The following is a 19,564-nucleotide window of genomic DNA, read 5'->3' on the forward strand; positions in this document are numbered from 1 at the left end:
AGATTAAGGGTCAGCTTTACTTGCTTCCGGAAATATAACTGTTGTTAAAGACTGTGTTTCCGGTCTGTAATCACCTGGTCGAACTCCCACTCTACACGCGCCTTAAAGGGCCGTTGTCTCACGTCGCAGGTATCAATTTTCGTACAGATGGTGCAGGAGCGCTCCAGGCAGGGGTCGGTATGGATGAAGAGCTCGATGCTCGGGTCAATCTTCTCACGCACCACTTTCGCTACCGCCTCCACCTCATCATGGGCCTCCAGCACGTTCAGATACCAGGGCACCGTCAGGTGGCAGTCGATGTGCAGCGTTGTGCCATACTTAATCACCCGGAGGTTGTGAATATCAATCCAGTTTTCGCGGCGGTTCTCGTTGAGCACCTGCACAATCTCCTTCAGCAGTTCATAGTCAGCCTCGTCCATGATGCCCGCCACAGATGCCCGCAGGATGCGCGCGCCCGTCACGCAAATGATCGCACCGAACAGAATTGCCACCACACTGTCGAGCCATACTAGCCCGGTCAGGTATATGAGTACGAGGCCTACCAGAATCCCCGCAGTAGAGTAAGCGTCCGAGATCAGGTGCTTCCCTCCGGCCTGCAGCACCATCGATTTGGATTGGCGGCCCCTGCTTACGGTAACATACCCCACCGCATAGTTGACAAGGCCCGCCACGGCAACCAGAATTATACCCGTGTCCAGCTGCTGCAGGGCCACGGGCTCGATAAGGTTATACACGGATTTGAAGATGATGATCGCCCCGGCCACCAGTATGAGGGAGCCCTCCAGGGTAGCGGCAATAAACTCGATCTTCCCGTGGCCGTACGGGTGGTTCTCGTCGCGGGGACGGGCGGAAAGGATGAGGCTGTAGAGGGAAAAGCCCCCTGCCACCACGTTGATGATGGATTCCAGGGCGTCGGTGAGGATGGCGTTGGAGTTGGTCAGGAAAAAAGCGATGAACTTCGCCAGGAGCAGCACTACGCCCACGGCCACCACCAGAATCTGGAGTTTTATGTTTTCACTCTTGTTTTGCTTCCCGAACACCATACAGCTACGCTAGAGATTTACCTGTCAGACCCTGACCCTATTTGGGGGCAACAAAGGTAACAGAATCATGCATCAATGGCTAACCATACATTGCAGGGGGTATGTTTTTTCCGGCTCTTATCCAATAGCGATTTCAATCAGAAGCCAATCGGTGTTGGTCGGGAAAGTTAAGAGGTTGCTATGAAAGGGAATAGCCAATACCAAATCAGCACTGTTGAGTAGTGCGGTTATGCTAACGTGTCGCTCAGGTCAAGCCAATTAGGGTTCATCGAGGCGATGAGCCGGTGCAGGGCGTCTTCTCCCCCTTTCAGGATTTCCTTTTCGCGGTTGCGGGCCACTTCCTCCGCATCATAATGCTCGTAGTATACCAGCCGGATCTGATTTTGGGGAGTGGTATCTGTTGCGTCCGGGGTGCTGTTCAACTCCTGAAGCTGCTGGCTTAAATTACCGGCAATGCCCACCTGTATGCCTTCGCGTGAGGGTTTGCCGAAGATATAAACATAAAAATGGCGTGGTTGGCTTGCTTGCATGGTCTAATTGGTTACGTAAGCGTTGCGTAAAAGGCCGTCGGCTTCTGTTTCACAGCCTCATACTTTTGTTACGTAACGCACTGACTTCAATGCTTATTGCCGCTTCGAAACACTATAACTTTGCGGTATAATCGTCAGCACGGAAGCTTCTGCATCAGTCCTTTCGTTCTTTAGACTGTCATCAACATCCACAGACTTTAAGGCTATATAGGAAGGGGTGTGTTCGCAGGCAAAGGCCTATAACTCTTCCAGGTCGAAATCTTTTCCCTTGCCATACTGCACAAGCTCGTGAAGGAGGTATAAATCCAGGGTAGTTAAGTCTTTCACGCGGTACTCGCCTTCCACGGGCATGTCCATTACCTGAAACTCAAACGACTCGCCGTAATTGGTAAGCTTGTATTTTTTCCCCTTCCGGAGGTTGTCCATCGATAGTGCCATCTCCCAGTATTATTAAGCAGTGTTGTTGCGTAGGCAAAGATACAGGGCCGCCCTTACAATTGGCTACCGTTAACCAGAAAAGCCTGCTTTATTCAGCAGGCTTTTCTGGTTGGTTGACTGGATACCGCCTTTTACCTAACTATTTTGGAGGAGCGCATGACGCTGCCGTTTAACACCTTCGCGACGAGCAAGCCATCCACAGCATCCGCTAACGGGATTTGCAAGGTGCCATTTTGCTGCTTCAGGGTAACCGCGCTGTCAAGTAGTATATGCCCCTGAAGGTCGTATAGCAGGACGTGCAATGGCTTTGTAAGGTCCAGGGACGTATATTTTATATCCAGAGTGCCCGTCTGGGGGTTCAGGTATATGAGATTGATGGTAGCGGGCTGGGTATGCTGCTCGAGGTAAATCACCTTGGAATATGCATGTGTGCCATCCACATCCACTTGTTTCAGCCGGTAATAGGACGCGTTGGCAGAAGCGTTGTTCGTGTCTGTGAAGGTATAGGTTCGGCCGGTGCTTGCGTTGCCGGCCCCAGTCCTTCGCCCTACTTTGTCCCAGGTCAGGCCGTTGTAGGAGCGCTCCACGTCGCAATAATCACTGCCCGTTTCAGAGGCCGTAGCCCAGGTCAGTACCGCTTCGCCAGAGGTGTTTCTCCGGGCCGAAAAACTTACCATTTCCACTGGGAGCACGCCGTTGGGTTCGTTGCGGGCTCCTGCCGTCCAGGTAGAGAACTGATCAATGCCTTGCAGCGTCACGGTCTGCGTGTTGGTGTTCACCATCGAGCCTTCCCGCTTCGTATAGGTGTTGCCGTCATCGGTGGAGCGATACAGCGACATTTCGCTTTCCTTTTCCTTCAGCATCTCCTTCAACTCGTGCTTCATGTATTTGAATTCCATGGTGGCGTTCAGGCCGGTTTTCTGCGTGGTGGTGATCTTCATCTCCCGGTTGATGACAATATCCTTCTCCTTGTCCGCCACATTGCCCGTGAAGCGGCGCAGCGCAGTAGTGCCGCCCGGCAGCCCTTTGTAGGTAAGTGTCAGGCCGATCCCGCTAAACGCGTATGGCACGTTGCTGCTCGGTGTCTTGTGACTTGTCTCCACCACACCCATCACGAACCCTTCGTCAAACTCTCCCTCATCCTCATATAAGGTGGCGGTGGGGAGCAGCGTAACTTTAGCGGCATTGGTATACAGGATGCCTTTATCCATTTTAAGCGTTGTATGGATCGTCAGATCACCCGAAAGGTCCACCCGGTCTTTCACTTTTATATCCAGAGTGGCCAGGGTCAACGTCGGAAGGGTGATCATCTTGCCCCCATCATTGGATATAACCAGGCCTGAGGCCGCGGTTCCGGAAATGGAGCCGTTCGTTTTAGAAAGTGTGTTGAGCAGGGTTAACGTCTTGTCATTCAGTTGGAGAGTGCCTTTTTTCAGGGTCAGTCCGACTTTTGCGGTGATATTTTTAGAGAGCGCCACGGTGCTGGCCGCATCGATGGTGAGTTGGTTTACAACAGCGGGTAATCCCTGGCCTGTTACCTGCGCGGTGGCACCAGTATACACATAAGTCGCTTTCTGGCTGAAGGTGCGCACGCTGGTCTGGATAGCGCCAGCTGCCCCTGTAGCTTCTATGCCTCCGGCGTGTCCTATACCCAACGTGGCTTCATCCTTCAGCACAAAACTTGTGGCGCTGGCATCTGCCGCGTTCCGTACCGCATAGCCCGCGGTATAAAACGCCGATTTACCGTCGACAGTGAGTGAGCCTTTCTTGCTGGAGGAGGCAGTGCCGCCAAGCTCCAGGTGCGAGCCAAGCGTGATGGTGCGGCCCTCCTTAATCAGGATCTCCCACATGGAGCTCGTGGCAGCCATACCTGTAGGCAGGCTGAACACCGAAGCCCTGTTCAGTTTCGAGTCGTTCTGGAACGTGATTTTGCACCAGCCCGCTGTGTTATAAAACCTCGAGCCAACCCCAGATTCCATACCTCCCTCTAGAATCAGCTCTTCCCCCACGGTCAATACACCTTTATTTAGAAGGTCCCCGCTTACAATCGTCTTGTTAGGGAGCATTACAATCGCGCCTGCCTCTACTATCAGGTTTTTACCGATATTAATATCGCCACAATCCCCAATCAGAAGCTTTTTGCCATTAGTGTTTTCTACGTACAAGTTGCCTTTAGCCATGATGCCACAGGAAAGGTGAATGTCTGTACCCTGTTTTGCCAAACACCAGGTGAAATTGTAGAACTCCTGATCGAGCCCAGTTGGCAGGTCATTTTGTCCCTGATACCAGTTATACCCGTAATAGGCCATGGTGGCACCCTCCAGCCAGGTAGCTTTAGGCACATCAATGCTTTTCCTTAAATTGAAACGGGAGCCGTGGCCGAAGATAAAGTTGGCATCCTTGCTGATGCTGATCGCTTTCGTGTTTGGAAGCACTTCAAGCGTTCCATCAACTGTCAAGGTGCCGTCATCAAGTACCTGTAGAGTGCCTTGGTTAACTTCAAGCGTTCCCGATGGTGCAATGCGCACCTCCCCTCCTTTGTTGACACGTAAGATGTTGCTATTCCAAAACCCTTTAAATGTGCCCTCCACTACAAATTCTCCGCCCGCTAAAACATCCAGAAGCCCATTGCCATTTTGAAGCATTTTGCCTTGCGGCACTGTAAAGGAGTTCGCTATCTCCAGGATACCGTCATTTCGAAAATCGCCACCTAACCAGGCGATACTACCGCCGCGCAAAAAACTTACTTTTTTATTGCCTCCGATGTTGAGCTCGCCTCCTGTTAAAATGAGCAGGTCAACGGCCAGGCTTGACTCTGTCCAGATATCAGCGTTATTCACAACAATTCGATTAGGAGTAGAATACTCTAATTTTTCGTTGCGCATATACACCAGGTAGGTATAGGAACCCTGTGGCAATTCCAATTCCCCGCCTCTTAGCATGTTGTTGCTCATTACCTGCCATCCGTTCAACAGCGTGTTTGGCAGATAAAGAATTTTGGATGATAATTTAGGTGTAGAAGTCACTATGCCGGGTGCTCGTAGCACCATGTAGCCCATTAAGTCTATTGCAGCAGATTCCGTAAAGGTAGTCACGAGCTTGCCGCTTTTATAAGCAGCTCTAAAATTTGTAGCTGGGCCTGGTGCTGCTCCAATTGCTACTACTGGCACTATCCAATTGCCTAAAACTATCAGGAAAATTAAATGTAGTAGATATCTTTTCATAATAAAACCAATTCTATATATCATTCAAACAATACTATATATTCATATATATTGTTGCACAGGATTTCGATAAATATAGATTGCGCTGGAATGTGTTGGAGTTTATTCTTGGCAGGGTGCAATACATAGAAGGTATTTCTGCTTTAAAAGTAGATAAGTTCAAAAGCTGTTTTTTTTACTTATTCCATTATACAACAGGATTTACGCTTTCTGGCGATGTTAAATGCCGTTGCAAACAACATCACCAGAAATTTTCTGACTACATTTGGGGAGGTATAAAACGGAATGATTCCCGTGCTGGAGCTAGTATATGAGGATGCGGATTACGTTGCGATAAACAAGCCGAGCGGCTTGCTGGTGCACCGCACACGCATTGCGGAAGAAAAAAAGGAGTTTGCGCTGCAACTGCTGCGCGACCAACTGGGATACCGGCTCTACCCTGTTCACCGCCTCGACCGCGGAACGTCGGGGGTGCTGCTCTTTGCCAAATCCCCGGAGTCGGCTGGCCCGATTGTGAAGGCTATTGTGGCCCGCGAACCAGACAAGACATACTATGCCATTGTGCGGGGCTATACCCCGGAAGCAGGCGTGATTGACAGCCCTATTCGCCCAGACAAGGACCATGCGCACAAGACGGCGCAGGAGGCGCTCACCCGCTACACCCGCATTGCCACCGTTGAGTTGCCCATACCTGTGGGTCCATACCAGACCGCGCGCTACAGCCTGGTGCGCGTTATACCCCAGACAGGCCGCATGCACCAGATACGGAAACACTTTGCGCACATCCGGCATTACATTGTCGGCGACAAAAGGCACGGCGACTGGCGGCATAACAGTATGTTTCTGGAGGAGTTCGGAAGTAAAACTTTGCTGCTGCATGCCGCCTCCCTCTCATTTGTGCATCCTTTTACCAATGAGGTTATTCAGATTAGGGCGCATTTGCCTGAAGACATGCACCGCCTGGGCATAGCTTTTAACTGGAAAGAAGAATTGTTGCTGGAACTCGGCTTGCTGAGGGATACGGCATCAGATGTTTAGGGCGCGGCGCACTAGCTCCACCTGCATGCGGGCCACCAGCTCATGGTGCGGGTCGGCGTTCAGGATCATGAGCATATAGGCCATCGGTGAAAGCCGCCAGTCCTGCACCACCTCCCCGTTTCGGGAACGAAACACAGATTTGAAGTTCTCCCGAAGGGGCAGGTGCATGCTGTTGCAAATTTCGGTGGCGCGCCTCACTGCCAGCTCTATTTCAATGATGCTGTCGCAGCCGCGTTCCTGTAGCAGGTCTGAGGCATAGAAAGTCAACTGGTTTTCAGCCATGCTGTTCACGAAATCGTCCAGGGGGCTGTTGGTGCGGGTTTGCTCGATGGTCACTAACATAGGTGCGTATTCTAAAACATACAATTCATCATTTAAGTCATCACACTGCCTTTGCCTGCCGCAGGTCACGGAGTTTCTCCAGTAGTTGCTGCTCCTCCGCAGACAGGTTCGTGGGCATGGTCACCTCTATTTTTACGTAAAGGTCCCCGAACTGGTCGGCTTTGCCATACACCGGCATTCCCTTGCCACGCAGCCTCAACGACTTGCCCGGGTTGGAGCCAGCCGGGATTTTAAGCTTGAGAAGTCCGCTCATCGTGTTTACCTGAGCCTCCCCACCCAAAATGGCGGTATAAAGGTCCAGGGTTAGGGTAGTGTACAGGTCATTCCCCTTGCGTTCGAATCGGGGATCAGGCAGCACGTGCACATTAACATACAAGTCGCCACTCACGCCTCCTCCCGTGGCGGGGCCTCCTTTTCCTTTGATGCGGAGCTGTTGTGCGTCGGCCACGCCCGGCTTGGTGGTAATGCGAAGTTGCTGGTTATGCAGGTTTATCAGCCGGGACGTACCGGTATAGGCCTCTTGCAGCGAAATTTCCAGCTCAGCCTGGTAGTCCTGGCCCTTGCGGGGCTGACTCCTCCCCCCGCTGGCTTGCCCGAAACCTCCGCCCCCACTGAAAAACTGCTGGAAGAAGTCGGAGAAGCCACCCCCGCCACCGCCACCGCCTCCGAACATGTCGTTAAAGTCTCCCTCGTAATAGGTGCCTCCCGGCTGCCCGTACCGTTGGCCGCCACCTGCGCCAGCATTCTGGAACTGCCGCCAGTTCGCACCCAACTGATCGTATTGCTGGCGTTTTTCCGCGTCACCGAGAACTTCATACGCCTCGCTGATGTCTTTGAATTTATCTTCAGCGGCTTTGTCGCCTTTGTTTTTGTCCGGGTGATATTTCTTGGCGAGGCCTCGGTAAGCTTTCTTAATCTCCGGCTGGGTAGCCGTTTTATTCACCCCTAGTATGCTGTAATAGTCCTTATATTCCATAGTAGCGTTAGGTTTTTCTGGCCTTGGCGCGTGCAAACAGGCAATCGCCGCAGGCCAGACGCATTATCTGATACTGTATACTTCAAATCCAGGTTATAGGATAAAGACGGTTTCTCTAAAGCTATGCGTAAACGATGTAGGGTATGATTTAGGTGGTAGTACAATCTGCAGCAGCGTACGTCAGGTTTTGCAAGAAACACAAACGTATACCCCATCAGTACGATTTAAAAGCATATTTTTTTGATTTAATAAAAAAATATCGTGCTGAATTTTTTAATCATGAACTAATATTTATAATTTATAGCATTATTGCCTTATACCTTGCTCCCACCCTTATATCCATCCTATATGAAAACATCTTTACTTAGCCCTACATTGACTGGCCAATTTAAAAAAAAGCCTCTTGAGCATGTGTTTACTTACAGGTTTATAAAAAGCTTCCACGGCGCCTTTAAATTCTTTAAGGTTGCCGCAGAAAAGATACCCGCTATCTCCGGTTCTGAGTTGCTTTCGCGAAATAAAAGGTGGTTTACCTACCGTCAATCGCTCGGGCTATCCACCAGCGTGTCATCCGGTACCAAAGCCCCTTTTTTGCAAGATTATACCGCTGACTTTTTTACTTCTGGCCATGCCTCCTCCTCTAACAAATCCGGGGAGAAAAGACTACTGAAGCCAGCTAAGGCCAATAAAAGCAAACTGCCGCTTGCGCCAAAGCAAACTGAAAAGGAGCAAAATCATACCCCCCGGCCTATCCCTTCGTGGCGGGCGGCGGAACAGATGGCAGGCATAGCCACCTGGGAATACCGTGTGGCAACGCGTGAATTCGAGAGCTCACCCCTTGTCTATACACTGCTCGGTATATCACTTGAAACTACGCTGGTTCACTTTTTTTCATTTCTGCCTTTTGTAAGGGCTGAGGACAGAAACCCCTTGATTAAATGCTGGAACCTGATTTTAACCGAAAATGTGGAGATTGACCGAACGGTGCGCTTGTCGGAGCCAAATCAGGAGGTATGGCTTAGGCTGCACCTTAAGCCGCTGTATCAGCAGGATTGCCTCACTTCGGTTATCGGAACGGTACAGGACGTGACAGAGGCGAAAAGGAAAGAAAACAAACTCATTGAGGATCAAATCGCGTTAGAAAAGGCCCTTCAGGCAAAGGCAGACTTCGTGTCCGTCCTGAGCCATGAAATCAGGACACCCCTCAATGCCATTCTTGGTTTTTCTAACCTTTTACTGGAACAGGGGCAACTCGACCCCGGTCAAAAAGAAAACCTGCAGTCGATCTTGTTTTCGTCACAGAACCTACTGATGCTGGTCAATAAAACGCTGGATATCTCCCGGATTGAGGCAGGAAAGATTGAGCTGGAGCATGTCGGTTTTCAACTTAAACCCCTCGTTCAAGGGCTCTTCAGATCTTTCAGCCTTGTGGCCGACGAAAAGAAGTTGGACTATAATCTCACGTTTGGAGCGCATTTGCCCGAAGTTGTATCTGGAGACCCTTTGCGGCTGACACAGATACTGAACAACTTGCTCAGCAACGCAATCAAGTTCACGCCCGCAGGAAGCGTTGCACTATCTGTGAATACGGTGTTTCAGTCTGAAACCGAGTGCGTGCTGGATTTTACTGTTGCGGATACTGGCCTTGGCATACCTGAAGAAAGGCAGAAGCTGATCTTTGAAAGTTATGTGCAGGCCAGCGCCTCCACGCATCGCCTGTTCGGTGGAAGTGGCCTGGGGCTTGCCATCACTAAAAAGCTGGTGCAGGTGCTAGGCGGGAAAATTCAACTCCATAGCAAACCTGGCACAGGCTCCAGTTTTAAAGTGCTGCTAAACTACAAAAAAACAGATGGCAAGCAAATGGATTGTGCCCATACCCATACCCATATCGATGACGCTTCCTGCCAGGCTTTGCGGGGGCGCAGAATTTTGCTGGTAGAAGACAACGGATTCAACAGCTTGCTGGCCTGCAAACTGTTGCAAACCTGGCATGCGGAGGTAACGGTGTCCGAAAACGGCCTCGACGCCTTCCAAAAAGTCCAGACCCAGAACTACGACATTGTTCTGATGGACTTGCACATGCCGCTGCTTGATGGCTTCGAGGCAATCGCCAAAATCAGACAACTAGGCATGGCCATACCCATTATCGCCTTTACCGCCAACTCCAGCGAGACAGAAAAGAAAAGAGTTCTTGAATTGGGGGCAAACGACTATCTGACCAAGCCGTTCGCGCCTCAGGAGCTTTATAGCAGGTTGGTGCACCAAATTAAAGTTGCCGATCCTGATTAAGCGCCGCTATCACTGGCTTCGTTCAGCTACCTGTCAATCCCCCTACTGCTGCCCCTGTTACATCTCAAGGTATAAGTTATAAGCAGTGGTGTGTCACTAGATTTTAGTGGGCATACCGAGTATACATGCCTTGGTCTTTGATGTCTCGCAATATTTTTTGTCCTTTGGCAGCCTTGCATCTATGCCTGAGGTAAGGATTTCGTAGGGATCGCATGCAACAAGATACTCCATCCGCGGGGTATTGTGCAAAGCTAATGACGCAGACAGCAAGTAAACCGCACCTGAAAAACGCTTCAAAATCCCCAGCCAACAAACGCATGTTTAGATTTTGCCCGTGGAAAATAAAGAGTGTGCATGCACCAGGGTATCGTACTCAAAACTGAAGACATGGAAAATCTAAAAAGCCTACTACATGCCTCGTCCTGCATCATGTATGTAAAAGACAGTATGGGTAAAATAGAATTGTATAACGAAGCCTTTGCTAACCTGCATGGCCTTCGCTATACAGAATCGCCCTGTCAAGAGCAGATTTTGATTGACTATAGCTTTGAGAAAGACTTTGAGGTGCTAACGGCTGCATGCGGGGTTAGCTTTGAGGAGTTTTTCTTAAAGAGCGACGGGCAATTGGCTTGGTTTCATACGTTTAAGCTGCCGTATACTGCTGCCGACGGCTCCACGAAACTGCTCTCCGCCTCCGTGGATATTACCGAAGCGAAAAACGCACCGCAGAATTTAACGGCGCCGGATGCCACCGCCTTACTAACCGATCCAGAAGATGACGTGAGCAACGATTCCGCGCTGCTTAGGGACCTTGGGACTCTCGTTGGGTATCTGGACCAGGCATCCAGCACTAAGGCAATGTTTGCAGTAGAGGAACATATACCGCTCGCTGCATTGGCTGAGCGCTTGCAGCCAACTGGCTTCGCATCACCGCGTTCCGCCAAAATTATATGGCAAGTGGAGGACCAGCATGCGGCGCTACGCATAGCCACTTCCCAGGTACAGGGACTTGTCCAGGCTGTGGAAGTAATTGTGCAAAGCCTTGCCTATATTGCAAAGCAAACTGCCATAACTATTAGCGCAGAAAATCTGCCTGAGCCAGGCAACGTGTTACAATTAAAACTTGAGTTTCGGAGCGAAATCGTAAGTAATACACAACAGACTTATACATTAGCGAACGGAGATTTTCTCGTGCACTGTCCCCCAGCGCTAACGATTTCCTTTTTATGCTGTGCTAGTCTTTTGCAGCAATTGCACGGCCAATTCGCCTATCGTGTTTCTGCTGAAAATGAGCTTCACGTAATAGTGCGCATCCCCGCCCGACTCTCAGAAGAAACGGTAGAAAGCAGGGCAATACAGCCTTCTGAACGGGGCAATCTGCGCGTGTTGCTACTCGAAGACAATCATGCTGAAGGAGGTCTAGCGCATTTGCTCAAGGGGTATGCCAGTCGAGTTGACAGCGTTTCTTCAGCTGAGGAGGCATGCGCAAAATTAGCCAGCCATACCTATGATTTCATCTTCATCGATACCGACTCAAGCACTACCCCCGGTATGGAAATTTGCGTGCGCCTTCGGGCGGCCTCAGCAATTAATCTGCATACCCCGATAATTGCCTGCACAGGAAACGACCTTGCGCTGGATACGGAGACATACCGCGCCCTTGGCATTGCGGACCGGCTGCTGAAGCCCTATAAGGAGCCAGCGCTTTTCGCTATCGTGACCGAAAGGACTGCTGATCCTTCGCAGACGGATCAGAGCGCCAGCCTTTTTACGCCACCAGAGAATGAGCCATTATACGACTTCAGCGGATTGGGCACGCTGGCTAGCGACAGGCTGTTTGTGCGGAAAATGCAGCGATACTTTGTCGACCATGTGCCGGAACAGCTGGATGCCCTGCACGAAGCCTTGGCGCAGCAAGATTGGGCTTCAGTTTCCCAAATCACGCACCGATTGAAAGCCACGTTGGGCAACATTCGCATTCGAGAGGCAGAAGCGATTATGAAAGAGATCGAGAAGAATGCGATTGGGGAGAAAGACGCAACAAATGCGGCCCGCCATTTTCAGAAAGCTAGCCAGATTACGCATCGCGTTATCCAGCTATTTAAGTTGGAGCTAGATTCTTAGTACAAGCCGTTTCGCGTACCACCCCGCTTCCGAATCTTTTCCATGCAGCTTGAGCCTACACCCCTAAATAAAATTATTTCAATAAACGACCTCCAGGCTCCCTATAGCCATACAAGAACATTATTTTCATACCATAGTTTAGCATGCTTTTACTTAAAATACTCATAAATAGGTATAATATTTATATTTACTTGTACTAAAAAATAAAGTAGATTTGTATAACATACTATCAAAATAGTAGTGTTCACTTCTATATATTAACAATTAACCATTATAATGCTTAATTTATTTGCTGGTTAATAATTTCAAGCGCATATTGTGACAACATTCACAACTGGCAATAACTACCGTAGTTACTTTATACTATCTTATTTGTTTTCGAGCAGTACAGGATTTTTTAGCCTGCAGCATACCATACCCAACCGACGTAAATCAAATAAATATAATTATTGCTTAATTAATTTAAAGTTAAGTAATGGTATATATGCTATGATGTTTAAACTCTGCATAGCATACTACTTGCATATTTCTAACTTATACTTCGCACCATGAAAAAGAAACTTTTGATAGTTGACGATGAACCTTCGATAGGTTTGATCCTGCAACATTATTTCTCAAGAGAATATGATGTGATGCTGAAGATGAACGGACAGGAGGCCATGACATGGCTCGAGGACGGAAACTTTACGGATGGGATTGTGGCCGACCTGGACATGCCGGTAATGGGCGGGCTTGATTTTGTGAAACAGCTGCGGGCCAGCAGCATACACAAGGATATCCCATTGATCATGCTTTCGGGTAAAGACCAGACCAGCAATAAAATCTTGTGTCTCCGGCACGGCGCTGATGACTATATGGTAAAGCCCTTTAACCCGGAAGAACTTGACCTTAGGCTTCGCAATGTGCTGAAGCGCATCAACATTTAGCATGATTTGCCATGAGAAACACCGTCGTCTATATCAGCCCCTATACCCAGAACGCTGAGGATTTTGAGAGGCAACACCGGGACGTGTTGGAAGTGCGTCACTTCGATAATTCCACGCGTTTTATGGCGTGGCTGTCTGCGGGAGGCTCCTGCAACGCCATCCTGAATGACGCCCACCCCAACTCGTCGCTCGGGCTCAACCTCATCCGGACACTGAGGAAGCGCAAGCTGATGCATGCGCCGGTGATCTGGCTCACGTCATCGGAGATGCCGGCCAAAGTCAAGTCGATCTACCAGGAAGCGGGTGTGTCCGATGTGTTCCGCACCACGCCGGAGGAAATGGACAGGTTGATGCTTCGCCTCGACTTTCTGGCGCGGCTGAGAGAAGCGGTGCCGCAGGAGCGCACAGCCCCCGGCTACTCGCTCAGCGTCCCGCGCACCAAGCGCATGTTTGATGTGGCGTTTGCCTTGGCTGCCCTGTTTCTTCTGGCTCCGCTGTTTGTGCTCGTCGCGTTTCTCATCAGGCTGGAGTCCAGGGGCCCTGCGTTCTATTATTCATACCGTGTGGGCACCGGCTACAGGATATTCAAGTTCTGGAAGTTCCGCTCCATGCGGCAGGACGCCGACCAGTTGCTCGCCTCCATGAAGGACCTTAACCAATACCAGGGCAGCAGCGCGGCAGGGGTACACGACGCCCAGCAGGCGCTGTGCGCAACCTGTACGGCGGCAGGTATACCCTGCCAGAACCAGCTGATCGACGGAAAGGGCAATGTGATCTGTGAAAGTCAGTTCCAGCTTGCCCGAAAAGGCGAGAACGGGGCTGCGTTTATAAAGATCGCTAAAGACCCACGGATTACCCGCATCGGCTCCTTCATCCGGAACACCAGTTTAGACGAGCTCCCCCAGTTTTACAACGTGCTCCGCGGAGACATGTCTGTGGTGGGCAACCGGCCTTTGCCGCTCTATGAGGCCGAGAGAATCACAACAGACGACTTTGCGGCGCGGTTTATCGCACCTGCGGGTATAACTGGCCTGTGGCAGGTGAGCAAGCGCGGCAAAGGGGAAATGTCTGAGGATGAGCGGAAAGCCCTGGACGTGACCTATGCCAATACCTTCTCATTCAAAACAGACCTGCACATCATACTCAAAACTTTCCCGGCTTTATTTCAAAAAGAAAACGTCTGATGAAACATACCCTAAAACATATCCTCTTGTATTGCCTGATTTGCCTGAACGCGCCTTTTGCCTCTGCACAAAACAAAGCTACAGAAGCCGATGACAACTGGCAGGCGAAGTTCTTTACCCCTGCCCTGGCCCTGCCCATCCTGATGGAGGCGGCAGTCAGCCACTCAGCGGCGGTAGCGGAAACAGCCACCGAAAAGCTGATTGCCGAGGAAGAGGTGAAGCTGACCAAGCTGAATGTGCTGAACTCCGTCTCGCTGGTGTCGGGGTATAACTACGGCACCCTCCCTTTCTTTGGCACGAACCAGGCGGAGCTCAACAAAGTGAACGCCTTTGCGCTGGATGCGCGCGCCCAGTACACGGTTGGCGTGAACATGAACCTGCCGCTGGACGTGCTGCTGGGCAGGCGCAGTGCCGGAGGTTCGGTGCACAAGCAGCAACTGGTGATGCAGCAGGCGAATGCGGCCCAGAAAGTGGAAGAGGAAAAAATCCGTCAGGAGGTGATTACGCTTTACCAGGAACTGCTGCTCGCCAAAACGGTGCTGAAGCATTTCCAGGATGCGCTGCAGTCTGCGGACATCACCAAAAACATGACCGACAAGCGCTTCAAGGACGGCAACACGAAATTTGAGGACCAGTTAACAGCGATCCGGTTTTACAACGAGGCTGCGCTGGACCACGAGAAGGCCAAAAACAGTTACCAGACCAAACTGCTGCTGCTCGAGGAGATGATCGGGATGACAGTGAGCGACTTAATGCGAAACAGATGAATGTAAAGGAATTTATACAGCTCTTGCGCCGCCATTGGTTGCTGCTACTGGCAATCCCGGTGATCACCGCGGCCTCCGTGTTTTTATTTGCCCGAAACAAGGACAAGAAATACTTCTCCGAGACGGTGATTTACACGGGTATCTCCACGGGGTATAAAATCGACGGCGACAACAACAGCGCCGGCGGGGGCTGGAACGAAACGTCCACAGCCTTCGACAACCTGAACGCGCTCATCAACTCCCGCGACACCAAAGTGGAAGTGGCGCTGCGCCTGCTGGCCTCCCATATCATGCACCGGAACATAGACCCCAACACCTGGAACTATGAACTCGCGGCGCCCGGCGTACCCCAAGTCACCCAACCGGGCAGCGACAAGGGGTTCCTGGGCAGTATCGGCACGTTTCTGAAAGTTAACGCCCTGTCTTCTGAAGCGCCAGCCCCAAAAGAGATCATTCCGGCTAGCCTGGAAAAGGAGCTGCGCGGAATGACGCTGGAGCAGACCACCGGTAACGTTCTGGCCTATTATGGCGCCAACAACACCAACGTCATTTACAAGCTGATCAACTCAGAGCATCCTGTTTATTCTGAAAAGGCGCTGGCTACGATCTCGTCGAACCGCATCAAAGACAGTGATCTGCTGAAGATAGAGTATGTCACGATAGACCCGGCCGTCTGCCGGCAGACACTCGAAATCCTGACCGACGTTTTCATCCGGAAGCACAAAGAGCTGTTTGCCGGGCAAAACGAGACGGTGATCGGCTATTTCGATGAGGCCACGCAAAAGGCGTACGACAAACTGCAGGCCGCCGAGCAGACGCTTCTGGAGTTCCACAAAGCGAACAACATCGTGGACTATGACAAACAGATCGTGTCCAGCACCGAGGAAAAACAGTTTGCCCTGGAGAAATTCAACGATCTGGAGATGCGCTACGCGGGTGCTTCCTCGGCGTTGAAAACTGTGGAGTCGCGCCTGAACAGCCGGGGGGCCACCAACCTGAAGAGTCAGGAAATTCTTCAGCTCCGCAGCACCCTGGCCGCCCTGACCACGCAGATAACCGAGTTGGAACTGTTGAACGAGAGCAAGCCAAGCGCAGACAACACCTCCAGGCTGGCCGGTATGAAGCGCGAAGCCGCGCAGGTGTCTGAAGAGATCAAGGCCACCATCGATGCCTACTATTCCAATGCCAACAACATGAAGGGGGCCTCAAGCGCCAGCCTTTTGGACGACTATGTAAAGAACATGGTGCTGGCCGAAGAACTGCGCGGGCAACTGCAGGTGATGCGCCGCCAGAAGGACAGTTACCTGGGCCAGTATAACAAGCTGGTGCCGCTAGGGGCTGAGATCCGGAAAATAAAGCGCGATGTTGAAATTGCAGAGCAGGAGTATCTCTCGCAGGTAGAGGGGGCGAAACAAAGCAGGCTCTCCAAACAGAACACCGAGATGGCCTCGCTGCTGAAAGTGGTGGACCCGCCCTACCTGCCAAGCAAACCTGTAAGCGCCAAGCTGCTGCTGCTGATGATAGGCGGGATTGTCGGCTCGTTCCTGCTGACGGCAGGAGGCGTGGTGGCGGCAGACATGCTGAACACTTCCCTGAAAAAACCCTCTGTTGCCTCCCGGATAACGCGCTACCCCATCCTGGGTATCCTGCCGAAGGTAGATGGCCTGAACGACAGGCAACTAAAGGAGGTGAAACGCGCGGAAGCCCAGTTAACGCGGCAGCTTCTGTTGAAGTCGCAGCAGAAGAAGGAAGACGGGCCGTTTGTGGTGGGCGTGCTGAGCAGTTTGAGCGGCGAGGGAAAGAGCACCGTGTGCAGCACCCTGGCCACCAGCCTGCATGCGCTGGGGGTTCAGTCGCACCTGCTTTTCCCTGACGACCATGAGTACCAGATCGAAGGGAAAAACAGAAACGTCTCGTTTTACTCCCCCCTCGCAGGTGTGTCAAAGGACCTGACCATACCGGACCTGATTGGCAGGCATCTTTCCAGCAAGGCGGTCGTGATCGTGGAGTTTCCGGCGGTGCTGGAGAACGCCTATCCGGTGTCTTTGCTGCAGTACCTCGATCTGGCGCTGGTGACAGCGGACGCGAACCGCACCTGGGAACTGGCAGACCGCACCATCTTCCGGAACCTGCAGAAGGTGATGACCGCTCCCATTGAGGTTGTGCTCAACTCTGTGTTGCCAGAGTATGTGGCCGAGTTTATCGGGACGCGCGTGAAGGGGGCAGATAAGAAACGGGAGTTGCTGCACCTGCCGCCTCACCCGGAGCAAGCCCTCCTGAACCCCTAGCCCATTGCCATACCCCCAAACCAGCCATGAAATCACTCACCAACACCTCCTACTCACCGCTCCATACCCTTTACCTGCTGGCAGGTATAGGGGCTGCGGTATGCGTGGGCTGGCTCACGGCGAACATGGGCATTTTGGTGCCGGCCTTTTTGATACTGGCCGCCATTACCCTGCCCTCCTTCATCGCTGTATTTCATCAGCCCAGAGTCGGCCTTGTGGTGCTTGTCGTGTATACCTTTCTGGTCTTCGTGCTGTCGCGGGAGCTGGGCGGTTTCCCCTTTGGGCTAGGGATGGATGCCATCCTGATGGTCACGTGGATAGCCGTTATCTTCAACCATCGTCGATATGACTGGGGCAAGGTGAAAAATGACTTATGCTACCTGGCGTATGCGTGGTTTATCCTCAATATTCTGGAACTGGGTAACCCGGCAGGTGCCAGTGTGCAAGGCTGGCTTCAGGAAATCCGGAGCAGCGCACTGTACTGGGTCATGCTCGTGCCGCTGTGTTTCCTGCTCTTCGACCAAAAGCGATACCTCAACCTGTTTTTATACCTCATCATCGCGCTGTCGGTGCTGGGCACGCTCAACGGTTTCAAGCAGCTGTATATCGGTCTTTCTCCGGGGGAACAGGCTTTTCTGGACGAGGGCTCGGCGAAGACGCACATTATCTGGGGCAAGCTGCGGGCGTTCTCCTTTTACAGCGATGCCGCCCAGTTTGGCGCTTCGCAGGCCCACCTTGCCCTTATCGCGCTGGTGCTGGCGTTTGGCCCCTTCAGGTGGTGGCACAGACTGACGCTGGCGGCAGCCTCCGGGGTGCTGCTCTCGGGTATGCTGATTTCGGGCACCCGCGGCGCGCTGTTTGTCGTCCTGACGGGCGTTGTGGTGGCACTGCTCCTGAGTAGAAACCTCAAGGTGCTGCTGCTCGGTTTTGCCATGGCCTTCTCCGGCTTTTATGTCCTAAAGTATACCACGATTGGCAACAGCAACTACAACATCATGCGGATGCGCACCGCCCTCGACCCGAAAGACGCCTCGCTGAACGTGCGCCTGAGCAACCAGCTTATCCTGAGAGACTACCTGCGCGATCGCCCATTTGGCGGCGGCGTGGGGGTAATCGGTAACTGGGGAGTGAAGTATAACAGCGACAAGTTCCTGTCCTCCATCCCGCCCGACAGCTATTGGGTGAAGGTATGGGCCATGTATGGCATTGTGGGCTTCGTGATCTGGTTTGGTATGATGATGTTCATTCTGGGCAAATGCTGCGGTATTGTCTGGAACATCCAGAACAAAGCCCTCAAAGTGAAGCTGATTGCCCTGACCGCCGGTGCCGCCGGGGTGCTGTTCAGCAGCTACGGCAACGAGATCATCAACGGCACCCCTACCGCCATCATCGTGTACATTTCGTGGGCTTTCGTGTTTATGGCCCCGCAATTCGACTCATACAGACTTTCCACTAAAGCGCTCGTGCCTTATGCATAGCCCCCTTGTATCCATCATCTCGATCAACTACAACCAGACGGTTGTCACCTGCGAGATGCTCTATTCGCTGCGCCGGGTAACATACCCTGCCCTGGAGATTATTATCGTAGACAATGCCTCCCCGACCGACGACCTGCACCTGATCTCGGACAATTTCCCGGAGGTCCGGCTTGTGCGGTCTGCCCGGAATCTGGGGTATGCCGGGGGCAACAACCTGGGGGTGCAACACGCCCGCGGCCGCTACCTGCTCTTCCTGAACAACGACACCGAGGTGGAGCCTAACTTTCTGCAGCCTTTGGTCCGGTTGTTTGAGCGGGATTGCAGGGCCGGCATCGCCTCCCCGAAAATTATCTTCCACGGCACAGACGGGCTCATTCAGTATGCTGGCTCCACAGGTATAAATCCCTGGACGGGAAGAAGCAGCGGCATCGGGAGTCTGGAGAAAGACCTCGGCCAGCACAATACGTCTTCCACCACAGCCCTCGCAGACGGCGCGGCCATGATGGTCCCGCGCCGCGTTGTGGATCAGGTTGGGCTGATGCCGGAGCTGTACTTCTTATACTATGAGGAGCTGGACTGGTGCGAGATGATCAAGCGCGCGGGATTTGTGTGCCATTACGTAGCGGAGTCCACGGTATACCACAAAGAGTCCATCTCGGTAGGCAAGTCGTCGGTACTGAAGACATACTATATGAACCGCAACAGGCTGCTCTATTTGCGCCGGAATGTGTATGGGTGGGCGTTTTGGAGCAGTACGTTGGTTTTTCTGATGGCTGCCATTCCCAAAAAGGCACTGGCTTTTTCGTTGCGCTTTGAGTGGGAGCACCTGAAAGCACTGGGGCGTGGCCTGCGCTGGCACTTGGGCAAACTGAGAATGACAAAAGAGTAATTCCCCGCTATTTCTTCCTGAACAAAAC

At 52.0% G+C, this 19,564-nt stretch carries 15 protein-coding genes; 9 read left to right on the forward strand and 6 right to left on the reverse strand.

What is annotated here, in order from left to right; genetic code table 11:
- Nucleotides 1–44 precede the first annotated feature (44 nt).
- From MKJ04_RS02050 to MKJ04_RS02065, 4 genes are all read right to left on the reverse strand, one after another.
- Nucleotides 45–1,043, reverse strand: coding sequence for a cation diffusion facilitator family transporter (locus MKJ04_RS02050; RefSeq protein WP_241638807.1), 999 nt, complete (start codon nt 1,041–1,043; stop codon nt 45–47).
- Nucleotides 1,044–1,270: 227 nt separating this feature from the next.
- Nucleotides 1,271–1,573 carry an excinuclease ABC subunit C gene (locus MKJ04_RS02055; protein ID WP_241638809.1) on the reverse strand — a complete coding sequence of 101 codons (303 nt, stop codon included), beginning with the start codon at nt 1,571–1,573 and terminating at the stop codon, nt 1,271–1,273.
- Nucleotides 1,574–1,810: 237 nt separating this feature from the next.
- Entirely contained in the window at nt 1,811–2,011 is a 201-nt protein-coding gene (locus MKJ04_RS02060; RefSeq protein ID WP_241638811.1) for a hypothetical protein, read from the reverse strand.
- Between the two features lie 131 nt (nt 2,012–2,142).
- The gene (locus tag MKJ04_RS02065) at nt 2,143–4,851 is read right to left on the reverse strand and encodes a hypothetical protein (RefSeq protein ID WP_241638813.1); all 2,709 of its coding nucleotides are present in this window, start codon (nt 4,849–4,851) and stop codon (nt 2,143–2,145) included.
- A 669-nt stretch (nt 4,852–5,520) separates the two neighbouring features.
- Between MKJ04_RS02065 and MKJ04_RS02070 the strand changes: the two genes are divergently transcribed.
- Entirely contained in the window at nt 5,521–6,273 is a 753-nt protein-coding gene (locus MKJ04_RS02070; RefSeq protein WP_241638816.1) for a pseudouridine synthase, read from the forward strand.
- On the opposite strand, the gene MKJ04_RS02075 is transcribed toward MKJ04_RS02070, so the two are convergent.
- Together MKJ04_RS02075 and MKJ04_RS02080 are read right to left on the reverse strand one after the other, a co-directional pair.
- The gene (locus MKJ04_RS02075; RefSeq protein WP_241638819.1) at nt 6,262–6,615 is read right to left on the reverse strand and encodes a hypothetical protein; all 354 of its coding nucleotides are present in this window, start codon (nt 6,613–6,615) and stop codon (nt 6,262–6,264) included. The two genes, MKJ04_RS02070 and MKJ04_RS02075, sit on opposite strands and share 12 nt — an antisense overlap.
- Nucleotides 6,616–6,655: 40 nt before the next feature.
- On the reverse strand, nt 6,656–7,591 hold the full coding sequence (locus MKJ04_RS02080; RefSeq protein WP_241638823.1) for a DnaJ C-terminal domain-containing protein: 936 nt from the start codon (nt 7,589–7,591) through the stop codon (nt 6,656–6,658).
- Between the two features lie 348 nt (nt 7,592–7,939).
- Between MKJ04_RS02080 and MKJ04_RS02085 the strand changes: the two genes are divergently transcribed.
- The 8 genes from MKJ04_RS02085 (at nt 7,940) to MKJ04_RS02120 (ending at nt 19,536) form a co-directional block, all read left to right on the forward strand.
- A complete protein-coding gene (locus tag MKJ04_RS02085) occupies nt 7,940–9,880 on the forward strand; it encodes a PAS domain-containing hybrid sensor histidine kinase/response regulator (protein ID WP_241638826.1) in 1,941 nt (646 codons plus the stop codon).
- A gap of 387 nt (nt 9,881–10,267) precedes the next feature.
- Entirely contained in the window at nt 10,268–12,004 is a 1,737-nt protein-coding gene (locus tag MKJ04_RS02090) for a response regulator (protein WP_241638829.1), read from the forward strand.
- 548 nt (nt 12,005–12,552) lie between these two features.
- Nucleotides 12,553–12,930 carry a response regulator transcription factor gene (locus MKJ04_RS02095; protein WP_241638832.1) on the forward strand — a complete coding sequence of 126 codons (378 nt, stop codon included), beginning with the start codon at nt 12,553–12,555 and terminating at the stop codon, nt 12,928–12,930.
- 11 nt (nt 12,931–12,941) lie between these two features.
- Nucleotides 12,942–14,114 (forward strand): sugar transferase, encoded by a 1,173-nt coding sequence (locus tag MKJ04_RS22850; RefSeq protein WP_317246694.1) that lies wholly within the window; start codon nt 12,942–12,944, stop codon nt 14,112–14,114.
- Nucleotides 14,114–14,881 carry a TolC family protein gene (locus MKJ04_RS02105; protein ID WP_241638834.1) on the forward strand — a complete coding sequence of 256 codons (768 nt, stop codon included), beginning with the start codon at nt 14,114–14,116 and terminating at the stop codon, nt 14,879–14,881. The genes MKJ04_RS22850 and MKJ04_RS02105 overlap by 1 nt, the downstream gene beginning before the upstream one ends.
- Nucleotides 14,878–17,169 (forward strand): GumC family protein, encoded by a 2,292-nt coding sequence (locus MKJ04_RS02110; protein ID WP_241638836.1) that lies wholly within the window; start codon nt 14,878–14,880, stop codon nt 17,167–17,169. Before MKJ04_RS02105 ends, MKJ04_RS02110 begins: the two co-directional genes overlap by 4 nt.
- 26 nt (nt 17,170–17,195) lie before the next feature.
- Nucleotides 17,196–18,647, forward strand: coding sequence for an O-antigen ligase family protein (locus MKJ04_RS02115; protein ID WP_241638838.1), 1,452 nt, complete (start codon nt 17,196–17,198; stop codon nt 18,645–18,647).
- Nucleotides 18,640–19,536: a glycosyltransferase family 2 protein gene (locus MKJ04_RS02120; RefSeq protein ID WP_241638839.1), complete on the forward strand. Its 897-nt coding sequence runs from the start codon at nt 18,640–18,642 to the stop codon at nt 19,534–19,536. The genes MKJ04_RS02115 and MKJ04_RS02120 overlap by 8 nt, the downstream gene beginning before the upstream one ends.
- The last annotated feature ends 28 nt before the right edge of the window (nt 19,537–19,564 follow it).

It is taken from the genome of Pontibacter sp. E15-1, from assembly GCF_022601975.1.
Taxonomy (GTDB): domain Bacteria; phylum Bacteroidota; class Bacteroidia; order Cytophagales; family Hymenobacteraceae; genus Pontibacter.

What these genes read in the sequence shown, in the direction of transcription:
- MKJ04_RS02050 (WP_241638807.1), bottom strand. Translation starts at nt 1,043, where the DNA reads ATGGTGTTCGGGAAGCAAAACAAGAGTGAAAACATAAAACTCCAGATT.
- MKJ04_RS02055 (WP_241638809.1), bottom strand. Translation starts at nt 1,573, where the DNA reads ATGCAAGCAAGCCAACCACGCCATTTTTATGTTTATATCTTCGGCAAA.
- MKJ04_RS02060 (WP_241638811.1), bottom strand. Translation starts at nt 2,011, where the DNA reads ATGGCACTATCGATGGACAACCTCCGGAAGGGGAAAAAATACAAGCTT.
- MKJ04_RS02070 (WP_241638816.1), top strand. Translation starts at nt 5,521, where the DNA reads ATGATTCCCGTGCTGGAGCTAGTATATGAGGATGCGGATTACGTTGCG.
- MKJ04_RS02075 (WP_241638819.1), bottom strand. Translation starts at nt 6,615, where the DNA reads ATGTTAGTGACCATCGAGCAAACCCGCACCAACAGCCCCCTGGACGAT.
- MKJ04_RS02080 (WP_241638823.1), bottom strand. Translation starts at nt 7,591, where the DNA reads ATGGAATATAAGGACTATTACAGCATACTAGGGGTGAATAAAACGGCT.
- MKJ04_RS02085 (WP_241638826.1), top strand. Translation starts at nt 7,940, where the DNA reads ATGAAAACATCTTTACTTAGCCCTACATTGACTGGCCAATTTAAAAAA.
- MKJ04_RS02090 (WP_241638829.1), top strand. Translation starts at nt 10,268, where the DNA reads ATGGAAAATCTAAAAAGCCTACTACATGCCTCGTCCTGCATCATGTAT.
- MKJ04_RS02095 (WP_241638832.1), top strand. Translation starts at nt 12,553, where the DNA reads ATGAAAAAGAAACTTTTGATAGTTGACGATGAACCTTCGATAGGTTTG.
- MKJ04_RS22850 (WP_317246694.1), top strand. Translation starts at nt 12,942, where the DNA reads ATGAGAAACACCGTCGTCTATATCAGCCCCTATACCCAGAACGCTGAG.
- MKJ04_RS02105 (WP_241638834.1), top strand. Translation starts at nt 14,114, where the DNA reads ATGAAACATACCCTAAAACATATCCTCTTGTATTGCCTGATTTGCCTG.
- MKJ04_RS02110 (WP_241638836.1), top strand. Translation starts at nt 14,878, where the DNA reads ATGAATGTAAAGGAATTTATACAGCTCTTGCGCCGCCATTGGTTGCTG.
- MKJ04_RS02115 (WP_241638838.1), top strand. Translation starts at nt 17,196, where the DNA reads ATGAAATCACTCACCAACACCTCCTACTCACCGCTCCATACCCTTTAC.
- MKJ04_RS02120 (WP_241638839.1), top strand. Translation starts at nt 18,640, where the DNA reads ATGCATAGCCCCCTTGTATCCATCATCTCGATCAACTACAACCAGACG.